Here is a 17,472-nt window from a genome sequence, read left to right as displayed (position 1 = left end):
TTGTTTCCAAATTAAGAGAAATTAGTGATAAAATATTAAATTTATTAAGATATATGATAACTGACGTCTTACATTTATCTTTTTGTGGTAAAATAGGACAAAATGTGGATTTTTCGGAAAGCGCCCGTATGCAAATAACTCGCTTAGGGGTGGATAATATAGAAGTAGGTGGACGTAGTGAAGCTTTTAGTAAAAGCACCGGCCAAAATCAATTTAGCATTAGATGTTTTACATAAACGTCCGGATGGCTATCATGAAGTAGAAATGATAATGACTACCATCGATTTGGCTGATCGGGTGGAACTCACCTTATTAAATCAAGATAAAATACATATTCAATCTCATAATCGTTATGTACCTGATGACCAGCGTAACTTAGCTTATCAAGCTGCACAGCTTTTAAAGGACCGCTTTCAGGTAAAAAAGGGTGTTGTCATTACGATTGAAAAAACGATTCCAGTTGCTGCAGGACTTGCAGGAGGAAGCAGTGATGCTGCTGCCACCTTAAGAGGCTTAAATAAGCTTTGGGATCTTGGTTTGACCTTAGATGAATTAGCTGAGCTGGGCTCAGAAATTGGATCGGATGTTTCTTTTTGTGTATATGGTGGAACGGCTTTAGCAAAGGGTAGAGGAGAAATGATTACCGAGCTTCCTGCCCCACCAACTTGCTGGGTTATTCTAGCGAAACCGTTTATTGGTGTTTCAACAGCTGAAGTATACAGAAGACTAGATGTTAATGGAATGAAGCACCCTGATATTCAAGGAATGATTGAGGCCATTAACCAGCATGATTATCAAAAGGTATGCAGTAATATGGGGAATGTCTTAGAGGAGGTTACGTTAAACCTTCACCCTGAAGTTGCCCAGATAAAGGATCAAATGAAGCGCTTCGGAGCAGATGCTGTCTTAATGAGCGGAAGTGGTCCAACTGTATTTGGGATTGTGCAACATGATTCCCGTATGCACCGAATCTATAACGGATTAAGAGGATTCTGTGATCAGGTCTTTGCTGTCCGCTTGTTGGGTGAGCGACACACGCTTGATTAGAGACGTACAATAATATATTCTTTAAGTAGAATATACGGGTTTTGGGGGTTCTTTATGAAATTTCGACGCAGTGAACGTTTGATTGATATGACAAATTATTTACTCGACCATCCTCGTCAGCTTGTTCCACTCACTTTTTTCGCAGAACGTTATGCGTCAGCAAAGTCTTCCATAAGTGAGGACCTAGCGATTGTGAAGGAAACCTTTGAGCAAAGAGGAATAGGGACATTGCAAACCGTTCCTGGTGCTTCGGGCGGTGTAAAATTCTTTGTCAAAGTCAGTAAAGAAGAGGCGGAGCCTTTTGTCAATGAATTATGTACCTTAATTGCAAATCCCGAAAGACTTCTGCCTGGAGGGTATTTATATTTAACCGATATTTTAGGCGACCCTCAGGTTGTGCAAAAGGCCGGACGGATTATAGCATCTGCCTATGCAGATGCAAAAATTGACGTGGTCATGACAGTAGCAACCAAAGGAATTCCCCTTGCTTACGCTGTTGCCAGTCAATTAAATGTCCCTGTTGTTATCGTGAGAAGGGATAGTAAGGTAACGGAAGGGCCAACAGTTAGCATCAATTATGTCTCTGGATCAGCCAAAAGAATACAAACTATGGTTCTTTCTAAGAGAAGCATGAAGCAGAATTCCCGCGTACTTATTGTCGACGATTTTATGAAGGCTGGCGGTACCGTAATGGGTATGATCAGTATGCTAGAGGAATTTAATGCTCATTTAGCTGGAATTGCTGTGTTAGTAGAGGCTGAAAAAATGCAAGAGCGCTTAGTAGATGAGTATATCTCACTCGTGCAGCTCTCAGATGTTGATGTAAAAGGGAAAAAGATAAAAGTAGAAGCAGGAAATTATTTTTCGATATGGAGGAGTTAAAATGAGAACAGTCCAAACTAATCAAGCACCAGCGGCAATCGGTCCTTATTCGCAAGGTATAATCGTAAATAATCTTTTTTATAGCTCTGGCCAAATCCCGTTGACTGCTGAAGGGGATTTAGTAACCGGTGATGTGAAAGAACAGACACACCAGGTGTTTAAAAATTTACAGGCTGTCCTAACAGAAGCAGGTGCCTCTTTTGAAACGGTAGTAAAAGCTACAGTATTTATTAAAAGTATGGATGATTTTGCGGCTATTAACGAAGTATATGGTGAGTATTTCAGCACGCATAAACCTGCACGTTCTTGTGTAGAAGTGGCTCGTCTTCCTAAAGATGTATTAGTAGAAATCGAAGTAATTGCGCTCGTAAAATAATCGAGCGCTTTTTTTTTTGACTGTGTTAAAGAACATTTTTGATATCCTGTTGAGTGGAGCGGAAATCAGCAGGCAAGTTTAACAGAGCCTAAAAGATAAGAAAGTATATAATTCAGCTCCACCAAAATCTTGATAATTGTGGTGTTTTTCTGGAAGAGTGGGTGTAGTTTAGTAATTGGCGAGTAAAATGGGGTTATTGACGAGTAAATCATCGAAAATGACGAGAAAGAAAGAAAATCATATAAAAAAGGAAATTATTAAGGTACTTCAAGAGGTGATCAACACATAAATTTATAGGAGGATACTTGAGCCAGGCTAAACGCCTGGCTTTTTGTATAAAAATTAGGTTATCGAGATTCGAGAAGGTTTCTAATGTTCGTGGAAAGTGATTTTTTTGATAAACCGAAAGTTAATTTTTATACCCTGTAAATTGGAGCGGAAATCGACAGATAAATTTTAACAGAGCCTTTTTATGGGTTAAAAACAGGATATAAGTAGCCATTTTTTACAAATGTTCACTATTTTGCCCTAAATTTTCAAAAAATTTTTTTATTTAAAGAAGGAAAATGAAAATAATTGTTGAATTTATTAAACTAGCTTTTTATACAAAGAAAAGGGTGTGAGCACATGGAAGTAACTGACGTAAGATTACGCCGGGTTAACACGGATGGAAGAATGAGAGCGATTGCATCGATCACATTGGACAATGAATTTGTTGTTCATGACATCCGCGTTATCGACGGAAACAACGGTTTATTTGTAGCTATGCCAAGTAAACGTACTCCAGATGGAGAATTTCGTGACATTGCGCATCCAATCAATTCAGGAACACGCGGTAAAATCCAAGAAGCTGTTTTGGCTGAGTACCACCGTTTAGGTGAAATGGAAGTAGAATTTGAAGAAGCCGGAGCTTCCTAAGGATTTTAGCAACTAGGGCCTTTCTTCTGAGTAAGGCTCTTTTTTATTGCCTATTAATGTCTATTTATAATCCCCTACCAAAATTTCTCCTCCTTAAACAAAAAACTTAATATTATGAAATTAGACACATACCGTTCATTCCTTGAAAACAGAGCCAATTTACGTTAATATTTTTAATGGATAAAAAGGTAAATTGGAGGACTGTCCATGTCTAATCGTTATGCTGTGATTTTAGCCGCAGGGCAAGGTACGCGGATGAAATCAAAGCTTTATAAAGTTTTACACCCAGTATGCGGCAAACCAATGGTACAACATGTCGTTGACCAGATCATGAAACTAAATGTTCAAGAAATGGTCACAATTATTGGCCATGGAGCAGAAATGGTGCAATCACAGTTAGGTGACAGCAGTCTTTACGCCTTACAGGAGCAACAGCTTGGTACTGCACATGCAGTGATGCAGGCAAGTAGTATGCTTGAGGGTAAAGAGGGTGTAACAATCGTCGTTTGCGGTGATACGCCGTTAATAACAGCCGAAACGATGGAGTCAATTTTTAAACAGCATGAAGAATTATCTGCTAAGGCTACAATCCTCACAGCAAAAATAGATAACCCAACTGGATACGGTCGAATCATACGGAATGAAGAAGGCTTAGTTGAAAAAATTGTTGAGCATAAAGATGCTACAGAAGCAGAACGTGAAATAAATGAAATTAACACAGGCACATACTGTTTTGACAATCGAGCATTGTTCGAAGCATTAAGAAGTGTGTCCAATGACAATGTTCAAGGGGAGTATTACTTACCAGATGTCATTGAAATTCTTAAAAAGCAAGGGGAGGTAGTGACTGCCTTCCAAACGAATGAATTTGAAGAAACATTAGGTGTAAATGATCGTGTAGCTCTAGCCGAAGCGGAGAGAATTATGCGCAATCGGACAAATATTGTTCATATGCGTAATGGTGTTACGATTATTGATCCTGCTAACACATACATTGAGACAGAAGTTGAAATCGGACAGGATACTGTCATCTATCCAGGAACCATTATTAAAGGCAACACAATCATCGGTTCTGAATGTCATATTGGTCCAAATTCAGAAATTGATTCTTGTGAAATTGGAAATGAGACAGTTATTCGCCAATCAGTAGCACATAAAAGCTCAATTGGTTCACACGTTAATATTGGTCCGTTTGCACATATTAGACCGGATTCAAATATTGAGGATGAAGTGAAAATCGGAAACTTCGTGGAGATCAAGAAGGCCGTTTTCGGAAAAGGAAGCAAAGCTTCTCATTTAAGCTATATTGGTGATGCGGAAGTAGGAAGTGATGTAAACCTTGGCTGTGGTTCCATTACAGTCAATTATGATGGTAAAAATAAATATTTAACAAAAATTGAAGATGGAGTCTTCATCGGCTGCAACTCAAATCTAGTTGCCCCTGTCACAATTGGCAAGGGTGCATACGTGGCTGCCGGTTCAACCATTACAAAAGATGTACCAGGTGAAGCCTTATCTATTGCCCGTGCACAACAAGTGAATAAAGAAAATTATGTTCAAAAGCTTAATGTAAAGAAATAAGCAATGATAATTGGAGGGCCATCATGTCAAATCAATATTTAGATCCGAACTTAAAGGTATTTAGCTTAAATTCTAATGTTCCACTTGCGAGAGAAATAGCAAAAGTTATCGGAGTTGAATTAGGGAAGAGCTCTGTAACTAGATTCAGTGACGGTGAAATTCAAATAAATATTGAAGAAAGTATTCGTGGCTGTGATGTGTATGTCATTCAGTCAACTAGTTCACCTGTGAATGAAAATATCATGGAATTATTAATCATGATCGATGCCCTCAAGAGAGCGTCTGCTAAAACGATTAATATTGTAATGCCGTACTATGGTTATGCCCGTCAAGATCGTAAAGCACGTGCACGTGAACCAATTACAGCAAAACTATTTGCAAACCTTGTTGAGACTGCTGGTGCAACTCGTGTAATCTGCCTGGATTTACATGCACCTCAAATTCAAGGATTCTTTGATATTCCGATTGATCACTTAATGGGTGTACCGATTTTATCAGAATACTTTAAGACAAAAGATCTAAGTGGTGACATCGTTATTGTTTCTCCAGACCATGGCGGTGTAACTAGAGCAAGAAAAATGGCTGAACGCTTAAAAGCTCCAATAGCGATCATTGATAAACGCCGTCCAAGACCAAACGTCGCAGAAGTCATGAATATTGTCGGTAACATAGAAGGAAAAGTTGCCATTTTGATTGATGATATTATTGATACAGCAGGAACAATTACACTTGCTGCTAATGCGTTAGTTGAGAATGGTGCAGCAGAGGTTTATGCTTGCTGTACACATCCTGTGTTGTCAGGACCGGCAATTGAAAGAATTGAAAACTCAAAAATAAAAGAATTAGTTGTGACTAACTCTATAGCTCTTCCAGAAGAGAAGAAGAGCAGTAAAATTATTAACCTATCGGTTGCGCCATTAATTGGTGAAGCCATTATTCGTGTACACGAAGAGCAGTCTGTAAGCACATTGTTTGATTAATAGTCCTTTAACAGGACCTGGCATAGCAGTCTGGTCCTGCTCCTGCTTTAATACAGCCAGAATTTCGACCTTGTAAGAATACAAAAAAATGTTTAGACCTTCCGATTTTAGGGCATTTTTATATAGACAGATATGAATAGGAAGGGGACTAAACGTATGAGTACTGTATTACAAGCAAAGGAACGGAAGGAACTCCGTCATTCTGCATTAAAGCAAATTAGAGAGAATGGAAACATCCCTGCTGTTATATATGGGGCAAAAGTTGACAGTAAGCCAGTAATGATAAGTTCAGCTGATTTAACAAAAACCATCCGCTCTGTAGGTAGAAATGGCGTCATTTCTCTTGATGTGGAAGGAAATAAACAGGATGTGGTCCTTACCGATGTCCAAAGCGATTTTATCAAAAAAGAAATTATTCATGTTGATTTCTTAGCCGTCGATAAATCATCTAAGATTCATGTTGATGTGAGACTTGTTCTTGTTGGTGAGGCAGCAGGAGTAAAAGATGGCGGTGTCTTGCAGCAGCCGGTTCACCAGTTATCTATTACTTCTACCCCTGATAATATTCCACAGCAAATAGAAGTTGATATTACGAACTTGCAAGTAGGAGAAACCGTATTGGTCGGTGATATTCCTTCAGCTGGTGGATTTACAATCAACCATGAGGACGATGAAGTAGTCGCTTCCATCCTACCTCCAAGACAGGAAGAGGAAATTAACTCTGGTGAACAGCAAGAAGAAGGACATCCAGCTAATGAAGAGGGACGAGAAACAACTCCAGAATAAATCAGCTTTTAATTTAAGAGTAAAAGACGTAACCAACCTGTGGTTACGTCTTTTGCCGCATAAATAAATGAACAATGGGAGAAAACCATGTTTCGAAAACTATTTAAAAGGTTGGCTGAACCGGAAGAGGTGGGTAAGATGAAATGTATCGTTGGTTTAGGTAACCCGGGAAAACAATATGATCAAACGAGACATAATATTGGCTTTGAGGTAATTGATGAACTATCGCATCAATTTTCCATCCCGCTCACACAGTCTAAATTTAAAGGACTGTACGGAATGGGTGTATATAAAGGGGAAAAAGTATTATTATTAAAACCACTTACATATATGAATTTATCAGGTGAATCCATTCGAGCTGTTATGGATTATTACCAAATAGATTTGGAAGATTTATTAATTATTTATGATGATCTTGATCTTCCAGTCGGAAAAGTTAGGCTCCGTCAAAAAGGAAGCCCTGGTGGACATAATGGAATTAAATCAACAGTGGCACATCTTGGTACACAGCAATTTAATCGAATCAGAATAGGTATTGACCGTCCTTCTCCAGGAATGAGCGTGCCAGATTATGTTTTAGGACACTTTCGTAGTGAGGAGAGACCATTAACCCAAGAGGCCGTTAAAAAGAGTGTAGCTGCATGTGAAACTTGGTTGGAGAAACCATTTTTACAAGTAATGAATGAATATAATCAATAATTGTTCATGTAACAAGCCATATTTTCATATGATTGAAAAAGACAGAAATGGAAGCAAATCTCTTGACCGTTCATCTAATTGAATAAGTTCCTCCCAACAGGTACATACTACTAAGGAATCATAGATTAGGGAGGGACAGGCGTGGCCATTCATTATCATTGTCGTCATTGTGGTACAAAGCTTGGTTCCATTGAAAAAGCATCGATACACAGCGAAACCCTTGGTCTTCATAAACTGACAGAACAGGAAAGACAGGAAATGGTTGCGTATGACTCATCCGGCGATATTCACATCTCAGCTATTTGTGAAGACTGTCAGGAAGCTTTAGAACGGAATCCAGATTACCACCAATACGATTTCCTTATTCACTAGCTTTGGAATCATATCCAAAGCATTTTTCTATTTTTAATTTTCTACTATTAAAATGTTAATTATATTTAAATTCGAATATAAAGAACCCATTTTGGGTCATTTGTATATATGTTGGAAGGGAGGAGAAACCTTGGATGGTTTAAAGTCACTGTTCCTTAAACAAGAAGATGTCCACTCGGTGATTGCCGGTGTGGAAGAAGGATTAAGGGAACAACTGGTCGCAGGCTTATCAGGTTCCTCAAGAACAGTATTAACCGCTTCAATTTACGAACAAATGCAGAGGCCAATTATGCTTGTAACCCATAATCTATTACAAGCACAAAAACTCTATGATGATATTGTTAATCTACTAAGTGACAAGGAAGTATTTCTTTTTCCAGCCAATGAATTAATTGCCGCCGAGCTAAGTATTGCGAGTCCGGAATTGAAGGCCCAAAGAATAGAGGCATTAAACCATTGGAGTAAAAATAATAAAGGGATTTTAATTGTCCCGATAGCCGGTCTGAAAAAAACCGTTCCTCCTAAGTCACAGTGGAAACAATATCAGCTCTCGCTAAAATTAGGGGAAGACATCGATATAGATTATCTATTAAATACCTTTGTCCAAATGGGCTACATTCGTGCTGAAATGGTCACAACGCCAGGCGAATTTAGTGTAAGGGGCGGAATCATCGATATCTATCCTCTTACAGAAGCCAACCCGCTGCGAATTGAATTATTCGATACGGAAATTGATTCCATCCGCTATTTTTCTCTTGAAGATCAGCGTTCAAAAGAAAAAGTAAAAAAGATTATGATCGGACCTGCCACTGAAATTCTGTTAGAAGATGAGAATTATAGCCGGATGAGCAATCAATTAGAGACCGGGTTAGCGAAAAGTCTTAGGAAATTAAAAGATGATAAGGCAAAAATTCAGCTTTCGCAAAATATTAGCTATGAATTAGAACTATTAAAAAATAGACAAAAGCCAGACCAGGTGTATAAGTACCTATCCTTAGCCTACGAAAAGCCTGCTAGTTTACTAGACTATCTTCCATCCAATGGTCTAGTGTTTATTGATGAAATAAGCCGAGTCCAAGAGATGAACGATTCATTGGTAAAAGAGGAAGCGGAATGGTATACCGGGTTGCTTGCAGAAGGTCAGATTATCCATGACCTCCACATTTCTCATGACTTGCAGGCCATGCTGCAAAAGAAGGAATTTCCTGTCGTTTATATGTCCTTATTTTTACGGCATGTGGCTAATACCAGCCCGCAAAATATTATTAATGTTTCATGTAAACAAATGCAAAACTTCCATGGACAAATGCATTTATTAAAGGCAGAAATTGATCGATGGAAGAAGGGTAATTATTCTATTCTTTTTTTAGGCCCAGATGAAGAACGGGTAAAAAAATTAGAGCGTGTCCTAGAGGATTATGAAATTGAGGGCAGCATTGTTAAGGGAAACCAGCAGCTTTTGCCAGGAAAAGTGCAAATTATGAAAGGAAACCTCCATTCGGGGTTTGAGCTGTCCATTCAAAAAATTGCCATCATCACGGAAGAAGAGTTATTCAATAAACGGGTGAAGAAGTCGGTCAGCCGCCAAAAACTATCCAATGCGGAACGAATTAAAAGTTACTCAGAGCTTAAAATTGGCGATTATGTGGTCCACGTCAATCACGGGATTGGAAAATACTTAGGCATTGAAACACTGGTAATCAACGGAATCCATAAAGATTACCTACACATTCGATACCATGGGACAGATAAACTGTATGTGCCTGTAGAACAAATTGATCTTGTCCAAAAATACGTAGGGTCAGAAGGCAAAGAGCCTAAGGTCTATAAACTGGGCGGAAGCGATTGGAAAAAGGTGAAGAAGAAGGTTGAATCATCCGTCCAAGATATTGCCGATGATTTAATCAAGCTATATGCAGAACGCGAGGCAGCAGTAGGCTATGCTTTTTCACCGGATGGAGATATGCAGAGGGAATTTGAGACTTCTTTTGCCTATCAGGAAACGGATGATCAGCTTCGTTCCATCCATGAGATTAAAAAGGATATGGAACGAGCGCGTCCGATGGATCGCCTGCTTTGCGGTGACGTTGGATATGGAAAAACAGAAGTGGCTATTCGTGCAGCCTTTAAGGCAATAGCGGATGGAAAGCAGGTCGCGTTTCTTGTGCCAACAACGATTTTGGCGCAGCAGCATCATGAAACCCTACGAGAGAGGTTTCAAGACTATCCAATCAATATCGGACTGTTAAGTCGATTCCGCTCCAAAAAACAACAAACAGAAACGCTTAAAGGCTTAAAAGCTGGAACAGTTGATATTGTAGTGGGTACCCACCGGTTGCTCTCAAAGGATATTGTCTATCGTGATTTAGGACTATTAATTATTGATGAAGAACAACGATTCGGAGTGACACATAAGGAAAAGATTAAAAAGTTAAAAACCAATGTTGATGTATTAACCTTAACAGCCACTCCAATCCCAAGAACACTTCATATGTCAATGCTTGGGGTTCGGGACCTATCGGTTATTGAAACGCCGCCTGAAAATCGTTTTCCGGTGCAAACGTATGTAATGGAATATAATGGTTCATTAGTACGGGAGGCAATCGAGCGGGAGCTTGCGAGGGACGGACAAGTATTCTTCTTATATAACAGAGTAGAAGATATCGAACGTAAAGCAGAAGAAATATCGATGCTTGTCCCGGATGCACGTGTCACCTATGCTCATGGACAAATGACAGAAAATGAGTTGGAGTCTGTGATGCTCAGCTTTCTCGCGGGCGAATTTGATGTGCTTGTCAGTACAACCATCATCGAAACCGGGGTAGATATTCCGAATGTAAATACCTTAATTGTCTTTGACGCCGATCGAATGGGGCTTTCTCAACTTTATCAGCTTCGAGGTCGAGTAGGAAGATCAAACCGTGTCGCTTATGCTTATTTCACTTACCGAAAAGATAAGGTTTTAACGGAAGTAGCTGAAAAACGATTACAGGCCATTAAGGAATTTACCGAATTAGGCTCTGGTTTTAAGATTGCCATGAGAGATTTATCCATTCGGGGAGCGGGTAATCTATTAGGTTCCCAACAGCATGGCTTTATTGATTCGGTTGGTTTTGACCTCTATTCACAAATGCTTAAAGAAGCGATTGAAGAACGCAAGGGAGATCTGGGGGCAGAAGTGAAAAAGTCGGTTGAAATTGACCTTGAGATTGATGCGTATATTCCGGATACTTATATTAAGGACGGACACCAGAAAATCGAGATGTATAAACGGTTTAGGGGTGCCGATTCGCTTGAAGAGATTGAAGAACTACAAGCAGAAATCATTGACCGCTTTGGCGAGTATCCAGAAGAAGTAGCTTTCCTTTTCCAAGTTGCCGAAATAAAGGTTTATGCACTATTAAATGGAGTGGAACAAATTAAACAAGCGAAACAAGAGGTAACAATCCTTATTAATGAGCAAGTTACCCAAAGTGTTGATGGTAGTAAAATTTTCCATATCGGCAGTCAATTTGGCCGAAATGTGACCCCTGGCATGGAGGGACCTAGGTTAAAAATAATGATAAAAACGAAAGAGTATCAGACACAGCAATGGCTCCATATCGTTGGTGAGATGGTAAAAGGAATCTCAAAGGCTAAAAGAGCCCAAGAAAATCCTGTGAACTAATTTCCTGTATATGTGAAAATGTGAAAATTATATGTCTAATGTGTATAGAACTTTCCAGATGAAAGATACTAAGTTCAAAGTTGGTGATGATTTCAATTAAAGGAAGATTATCATTACCAAGTTGAATAATCATCAGATGAAAGTGAGGCAACATTGGATGAAAGCAACTGGAATAGTTCGTCGAATCGATGATTTGGGTCGTGTTGTTATTCCCAAAGAAATACGCAGAACTTTGCGTATCCGTGAAGGGGATCCGTTAGAGATTTTTGTGGATCGTGACGGGGAAGTCATTTTAAAAAAATATTCACCAATCAGCGAGTTAAGCGATTTTGCCAAAGAATATGCAGAAGCCCTATTTGATAGCCTCGGTAATCCTGTATTAATTTGTGATAGAGATACGTATATTGCTGTCGCTGGCGGGTCTAAAAAAGAGTATTTAAATAAGAATATAAGTGATTTAGTAGAAAAGACGATGGAAGAACGGAACTCAGTTCTACATACGCAGCAGGGTGACATTGCACTCTCTGATGGAAATGATGAAGCCGTCGCTTCCTATACCATTGGACCAATTATTGCTAATGGAGATCCAATTGGAGCTGTCATTATCTTCTCTAGAGAAGGTACCCTTGGCGAAGTAGAACAAAAAGCAGTTGAAACAGCTGCAGGGTTCTTAGCTCGACAGATGGAGTCATAAAATTCTTTCATAACAAAAAAGGCAGCCACCCGCTGTCTTTTTTATTTAAACTAATATCAGGCCTTCATATGCTATAATACTTTGGAGTTTATTATTAGTGGGTGAAGCAATGTATTCAACGAAGTCTGCCAATCAATCAAAGGCATTGTTTAGAGGAGCGTTCATTCTAACCATTGCAGCACTAGTGGTGAAAATCCTCAGTGCTTTTTACCGTATTCCTTTTCAAAACATTGTCGGAGATATTGGCTTTTACATATATCAACAAGTCTATCCAATCTACGGGATAGCTATTGTCCTATCTACAACAGGCTTCCCAGTTGTCATATCTAAGCTATACGCAGAGCAGAGAGAAAAAGGGAACGTTGATAAGTCTCGACTTCTTCTTTTTACCTCATTTATATATTTACAACTATTCGGTTTTATTTGTTTCCTGATTCTTTACTTCGGGGCAGATATTATAGCTCTTTGGATGAACGATCCGCATTTAGCCATATTATTGAGGGTCGTTTCTATTGTTTATCTAACCTTCCCTTTTGTCTCAATACTAAGAGGATACTATCAAGGAATTGGTGATATGGTTCCGACTGCTCTGTCGCAAGTGGGAGAGCAAACCATTCGGGTGTTGACGATTCTTTTGCTGTCCTATCTGTTTATGCAGAAGGGATATTCGCCTTACCTTGTTGGCGGTGGGGCGATGTTTGGATCTATTACGGGAAGCATGGTTTCTAGCATTATTTTGTTTATGTTTCTATGGATTCGTAAAGAATGGAAATGGATTGCTCCATCAAGAGGGATGTTTCGAACCTTTGCTGTAGAAATAAAGGGAATTTTCAAAGCACTCACTTTTCAAGGCTTAATGATTTGTTTAAGCGGCATGCTGCTGATCTTCATTCAATTAGCGGACTCATTGAACTTATACTCATTATTAACGATAAATGGAATGGAAAAAGATATGGCCAAAAGCTTGAAGGGTATATTTGACCGTGGTCAGCCACTCATTCAATTAGGAACAGTTGCAGCGACATCGTTGTCTTTAACCCTTGTTCCGCTTATTACCCGTGAGAGATTGTCAGAGAAACAAAGCAATTTAACGGATAAAGTCCAACTGGCGTTAAAGGTCAGTATTGTTATTGGCCTCGGTGCCTCAGCGGGACTATGGGCCATTATAAGACCAACAAACATCATGTTGTTTGAGAATGACCTTGGTTCCACCGAATTAGGTATATTAGGATTTGTTATTCTTTTTACATCGATTATATTAACCATTATTGCCATCATGCAGGGGCTAGGCAGTCTGGTGTTCCCGGCATTAGCCGTAACCGTCTCGTTTCCCATTAAATATGGCTTAAACATGTTGCTGGTTCCCTGGTGTGGCACCAAGGGAGCGGCCATTTCTACCATTATTACCTTGGCTTTTGTTACAATAGTACTTTTATTAAAACTAAAGAAAATGTTCTCAGCTCGCCTTGCCTCATTTCGCTCTTTAGCGACTGTCCTATGGGCAACAACAGCTATGGTTGTATTTTTAAAAGGATACATATGGGGTACAGATATATTTATGGATGATTTTCACCTAGAGAGAATAGGAGCAGCCATGCAGTCCCTAAGTGCAGTCTTTTTTGGAGGGATTATCTTTTTGGTCATCATCCTTAGAGGTGGGGTATTCCTTGAGCAAGAACTGACGTTATTTCCATTGGGTAGCAGGTTAATACATTTTTTAGCGCGAAGGGATAGAGATAAACATGGCGAAAAAAATTGAAGTACTTGGATTGGGAGCAGGAGATTTAGAACAGCTTCCGATGGGGGTATATAAAAAATTATTGGGTTCAAGTCATTTATTTTTAAGGACCAAAGAGCATCCCGTTGTGCAGGAGTTAGAAAAAGAAGGAATGACATACTCCTCCTTTGATTCGGTCTATGAAAAACACGATCAGTTTGAAGCGGTATATGAGGAGATTGTGCAGTCGTTATTGCAAAAAGCGGAACATGAGACCGTTGTCTATGCTGTGCCCGGGCATCCGCTTGTTGCCGAACGGACGGTTCAGCTTCTTTTACAATATGGACCGGAGAACCAGGTTGAAATAAGCATTGGCGGAGGTCAGAGTTTTATTGATGCCTTGTTTGCTTCCTTAAAAATTGATCCAGTTGAAGGATTTCAATTGCTTGATGGAAATGCATTACATGTGGGTCAACTGCAATTAGAGCAGCACATTTTTATCAGCCAGGTGTACGACCAATTTATTGCTTCCAATGTAAAATTAACTTTAATGGAAAAACTGCCGGATGATTACGAGGTGTTTATTGTTACAGCAGCAGGCAGTAAACAGGAGGTTATTGAAAAAGTACCACTCTATGAGCTTGACCGAAATGTATCTATCAATAACCTCACTTCCGTCTATGTACCACCTGTCGTGGAAGAAGAGATTCTCTATAAGAATTTCTCTAAGCTAAGAGAAATTATTGCTATTTTAAGAGGACCAGATGGCTGCCCTTGGGATAAGAAACAAACACATGAATCATTAAAAAGATATTTAATTGAAGAAACCTATGAAGTCATTGAGGCCATTGATAGTGGTGACATTGATCATTTAATTGAAGAACTAGGCGATGTCTTGCTGCAGGTAATGCTTCATGCCCAGATTGGTGAGGATGATGGATATTTCTCGGTTGATGACGTGATTGAGGGGCTATCAGCTAAAATGATTCGCCGCCATCCTCATGTGTTCGGGAACGCGAAAGCTGAAAATGCAGAAGAAGTAGTTCAAAATTGGCAGGAAATCAAGGAACAGGAAAAGGGGAAGGTCTCAGCTTCCTTATTAGAGGGAGTGTCAAAGTCCCAGCCGAATTTATTAAGAGCCTATGAATTACAAAAGAAAGCGGCAAAAGTAGGGTTTGATTGGCAGGAAATTACACCTGCTTTAGAGAAAGTGAAAGAAGAGCTAGATGAATTTATCCAGGAATTAGATGGAACGGATGATGGATTAGAGCTGGCAAAAAAGGAATTTGGAGATTTATTGTTTGCCTTTGTTAACGTAGCTCGATTTTTAAACATACACCCGGAAGAAGCTCTTTTTGAAACGAACGAAAAGTTTATTCGCCGTTTTCAATACGTTGAAGAGAGAGTGAAGGAGAGCGGCAGAGATTTTGAGGAGCACACGCTTGAACAGCTCGACAAGTATTGGGACGATGCAAAAGAAAAAGGATTATAACTGAGGAGGATTCAAATATGCGTTTAGATAAATTTTTAAAAGTATCTCGATTAATTAAGAGAAGGACTTTAGCAAAAGAAGTATCTGATCAAGGGAGAATTGAGATTAATGGGAAGGAAGCAAAAGCAAGCTCAACTGTAAAAGTTGGTGACGAATTAACGATTCGTCTTGGACAGCGTGTAGTTACCGCCCGAATTGATCGAATCCAAGATACAACGCGGAAAGAAGACGCAGCGGAGATGTATACGATTATAAAAGAAGAGAGACTTGGTTCTACGGAGAGCTTCTAATTCAAATGTTCTAATTCATTCATTTGTCACATAGAAATGTACAAAGGGTTGTACAAATGATTGTGAGGGATGAATGATGAGTCAATATTATGAAAGCAATCCATCGAAGAGTAGTGTTCCTGATCATGATGTCGTTATGAGAGGGAGAAAACTCCTTGATATTACGGGCGTTAAACAAGTAGAAAGCTTTGATAATGAGGAATTTCTGTTAGAAACATCGATGGGTTTTTTAGCTATTAAAGGGCAAAACCTGCAAATGAAGAATCTTGATGTCGAGAAGGGCATTGTTTCAATTAAAGGGAAAATTTTTGATTTAGTCTACCTGGACGAACAGCATGGGGAGAAGGCTAAAGGGTTCTTTAGCAAGTTGTTTCGATGACTCTTTCTACGCAATTTCTAACCATGCTTTCGATGATTGGAATGGGGTCTGTGTTTGGCGCCATGTTTGATACGTATCAGCGGTTTTTGAATCGGCCGAAAAGGAAGCAATGGATTGTCTTTATAAATGATTTATTATTTTGGATTATCCAGGCATTGCTCATTTTTTATACGTTATTTATGGTGAATGATGGAGAATTGCGTTTTTATATCTTTATCGCACTTCTATGTGGATTTGCCGCCTATCAAAGCTTGTTTAAAGGGATCTATTTAAAGTTGCTGGAGGTAATTATTCAGACGGTTATTGCAACTATTAACTTTTTGAAAAAAACCTTCAGACTACTCATCTATAAACCTGTCCTTGGCCTGATTCAGCTAGTTATTGCCATTATTATTGCATTTGGCAGGGGCATTTTCACCCTTGTCAAATTTATTTTTAAAGTTGTATTATTTATTCTTAAAATCATTATCTTTCCAGTGCAAAAAATTCTATTACTTTTTTGGAAACTTTTGCCGAAAGGTATTAAAAAAAGCGTCGAGAAGTTATATAATAAAACGGCAGGAAATTTTAAGGAAATCAAGAATTATATTAATACATTCATAAATAAGTGGAAGAAAAGAAAAGAGTAAGGAGGGACGGGAAATGGGAGCGGAACCGAAACGAAATGTATCAAGAATCCAGTCAACCTATGTGCAACAACAAGAATATGCAGAAATCGCCTCAGCGAGGAAAAGAAAACTGTTGATCAGACGACTATCAATTTTTATCGTTCTTGCCAGTTTACTATCATACTTCATGATTTCCAGTACTATTTCCCAATCTGCTAAACTCGAAGCGAAAATAGCACAAAAGAAGCAGCTAGATCATCAGCTAGCGGATTTGAAAAAAAAGCAGGACATCCTTAAAGAGGATATCGTCAAATTAAATGACGATGATTACATTGCGAAATTAGCCAGAAAAGAATATTTTTTCTCAGAAAAAAATGAAATCATTTTTAATATTCCTGAAGATAAGAAAGAAAATTAGCCAATCTGGTGACTTATTGACACTGATTTTTTCCTTTTTGTATAATATAGAGTAAGATTGATTTTTTATATTTTTAAGGAGGAACATTCTTTTTATGTCAATTGAAGTAGGCAGCAAGTTACAAGGAAAGGTAACAGGGATTACAAAGTTCGGTGCATTTGTGGAGCTGCCAGAAGGCTCAACAGGACTTGTACACATCAGTGAGGTTGCTGATAATTATGTGAAAGATATTAACGATCATCTAAAAGTAGGCGACCAAGTTGAGGTAAAAGTTCTTAATGTTGAGAAAGACGGAAAAATTGGCCTATCTATAAAAAAAGCAAAAGATAGACCAGAGCCGCAACAAAGATCCCAATCACAACGTCCTCGTCAGGGTAGAGCAAATGATCGGAATAATGCTAGACCTGAGAATTTTGAAACGAAAATGGCGAAGTTCTTAAAAGAGAGTGAGGATCGTTTAACTTCCTTAAAACGGCACACGGAATCCAAGCGTGGAGGAAGAGGAGCTAAACGGGGCTAACTTTGCTGCTTATTTATATAATCGATCAGGTAAATATCGCCGATAA

Annotated in this window: 18 protein-coding genes; all 18 read left to right on the top strand. The window is 38.9% G+C overall.

What is annotated here, in order from left to right:
- Window positions 1-177: 177 nt before the first annotated feature.
- The 18 genes from ispE (at window position 178) to AC3A54_RS24185 (ending at window position 17,426) form a co-directional block, all read left to right on the top strand.
- Window positions 178-1,047: a 4-(cytidine 5'-diphospho)-2-C-methyl-D-erythritol kinase gene (ispE, locus tag AC3A54_RS24270; RefSeq protein ID WP_335546523.1), complete on the top strand. Its 870-nt coding sequence runs from the start codon at window positions 178-180 to the stop codon at window positions 1,045-1,047.
- A gap of 54 nt (window positions 1,048-1,101) precedes the next feature.
- Window positions 1,102-1,929, top strand: a complete 828-nt coding sequence (gene purR / locus AC3A54_RS24265) for a pur operon repressor (RefSeq protein ID WP_308081623.1) — start codon at window positions 1,102-1,104, stop codon at window positions 1,927-1,929.
- Window position 1,930: 1 nt separating this feature from the next.
- Window positions 1,931-2,305 (top strand): 2-iminobutanoate/2-iminopropanoate deaminase, encoded by a 375-nt coding sequence (ridA, locus tag AC3A54_RS24260; protein WP_335546521.1) that lies wholly within the window; start codon window positions 1,931-1,933, stop codon window positions 2,303-2,305.
- A 627-nt stretch (window positions 2,306-2,932) separates the two neighbouring features.
- Window positions 2,933-3,223: a septation regulator SpoVG gene (gene spoVG, locus AC3A54_RS24255; protein WP_007084183.1), complete on the top strand. Its 291-nt coding sequence runs from the start codon at window positions 2,933-2,935 to the stop codon at window positions 3,221-3,223.
- 207 nt (window positions 3,224-3,430) lie between these two features.
- On the top strand, window positions 3,431-4,804 hold the full coding sequence (glmU, locus tag AC3A54_RS24250; RefSeq protein ID WP_335546518.1) for a bifunctional UDP-N-acetylglucosamine diphosphorylase/glucosamine-1-phosphate N-acetyltransferase GlmU: 1,374 nt from the start codon (window positions 3,431-3,433) through the stop codon (window positions 4,802-4,804).
- A gap of 23 nt (window positions 4,805-4,827) precedes the next feature.
- The gene (locus AC3A54_RS24245) at window positions 4,828-5,784 is read left to right on the top strand and encodes a ribose-phosphate diphosphokinase (protein WP_309857088.1); all 957 of its coding nucleotides are present in this window, start codon (window positions 4,828-4,830) and stop codon (window positions 5,782-5,784) included.
- A gap of 156 nt (window positions 5,785-5,940) precedes the next feature.
- Window positions 5,941-6,570, top strand: coding sequence for a 50S ribosomal protein L25/general stress protein Ctc (locus tag AC3A54_RS24240; protein WP_335546515.1), 630 nt, complete (start codon window positions 5,941-5,943; stop codon window positions 6,568-6,570).
- A gap of 138 nt (window positions 6,571-6,708) precedes the next feature.
- Window positions 6,709-7,269, top strand: a complete 561-nt coding sequence (gene pth / locus AC3A54_RS24235) for an aminoacyl-tRNA hydrolase (protein ID WP_487656533.1) — start codon at window positions 6,709-6,711, stop codon at window positions 7,267-7,269.
- A gap of 141 nt (window positions 7,270-7,410) precedes the next feature.
- A complete protein-coding gene (fin, locus tag AC3A54_RS24230) occupies window positions 7,411-7,641 on the top strand; it encodes an anti-sigma-F factor Fin (RefSeq protein ID WP_308081618.1) in 231 nt (76 codons plus the stop codon).
- A 130-nt stretch (window positions 7,642-7,771) separates the two neighbouring features.
- Window positions 7,772-11,308 carry a transcription-repair coupling factor gene (gene mfd, locus AC3A54_RS24225; RefSeq protein WP_487656523.1) on the top strand — a complete coding sequence of 1,179 codons (3,537 nt, stop codon included), beginning with the start codon at window positions 7,772-7,774 and terminating at the stop codon, window positions 11,306-11,308.
- 157 nt (window positions 11,309-11,465) lie between these two features.
- Entirely contained in the window at window positions 11,466-12,002 is a 537-nt protein-coding gene (spoVT, locus tag AC3A54_RS24220) for a stage V sporulation protein T (protein ID WP_335546509.1), read from the top strand.
- Window positions 12,003-12,099: 97 nt separating this feature from the next.
- Window positions 12,100-13,761 (top strand): putative polysaccharide biosynthesis protein, encoded by a 1,662-nt coding sequence (locus AC3A54_RS24215; protein ID WP_487656522.1) that lies wholly within the window; start codon window positions 12,100-12,102, stop codon window positions 13,759-13,761.
- Window positions 13,745-15,211 carry a bifunctional methyltransferase/pyrophosphohydrolase YabN gene (gene yabN, locus AC3A54_RS24210; RefSeq protein WP_487656521.1) on the top strand — a complete coding sequence of 489 codons (1,467 nt, stop codon included), beginning with the start codon at window positions 13,745-13,747 and terminating at the stop codon, window positions 15,209-15,211. The genes AC3A54_RS24215 and yabN overlap by 17 nt, the downstream gene beginning before the upstream one ends.
- A 17-nt stretch (window positions 15,212-15,228) precedes the next feature.
- Window positions 15,229-15,501, top strand: a complete 273-nt coding sequence (locus AC3A54_RS24205) for an RNA-binding S4 domain-containing protein (RefSeq protein ID WP_308081614.1) — start codon at window positions 15,229-15,231, stop codon at window positions 15,499-15,501.
- 76 nt (window positions 15,502-15,577) lie between these two features.
- Entirely contained in the window at window positions 15,578-15,880 is a 303-nt protein-coding gene (yabP, locus tag AC3A54_RS24200) for a sporulation protein YabP (protein ID WP_308084278.1), read from the top strand.
- A complete protein-coding gene (gene yabQ, locus AC3A54_RS24195; protein WP_335546503.1) occupies window positions 15,877-16,509 on the top strand; it encodes a spore cortex biosynthesis protein YabQ in 633 nt (210 codons plus the stop codon). Before yabP ends, yabQ begins: the two co-directional genes overlap by 4 nt.
- A 13-nt stretch (window positions 16,510-16,522) precedes the next feature.
- The gene (locus tag AC3A54_RS24190) at window positions 16,523-16,906 is read left to right on the top strand and encodes an FtsB family cell division protein (RefSeq protein ID WP_308081612.1); all 384 of its coding nucleotides are present in this window, start codon (window positions 16,523-16,525) and stop codon (window positions 16,904-16,906) included.
- A gap of 94 nt (window positions 16,907-17,000) precedes the next feature.
- Window positions 17,001-17,426 carry a S1 domain-containing RNA-binding protein gene (locus AC3A54_RS24185; RefSeq protein ID WP_308081611.1) on the top strand — a complete coding sequence of 142 codons (426 nt, stop codon included), beginning with the start codon at window positions 17,001-17,003 and terminating at the stop codon, window positions 17,424-17,426.
- The last annotated feature ends 46 nt before the right edge of the window (window positions 17,427-17,472 follow it).

Source organism: Neobacillus sp. Soil_C_43, assembly GCF_057656715.1.
This window is presented reverse-complemented; position numbering and strand designations above follow the sequence as displayed.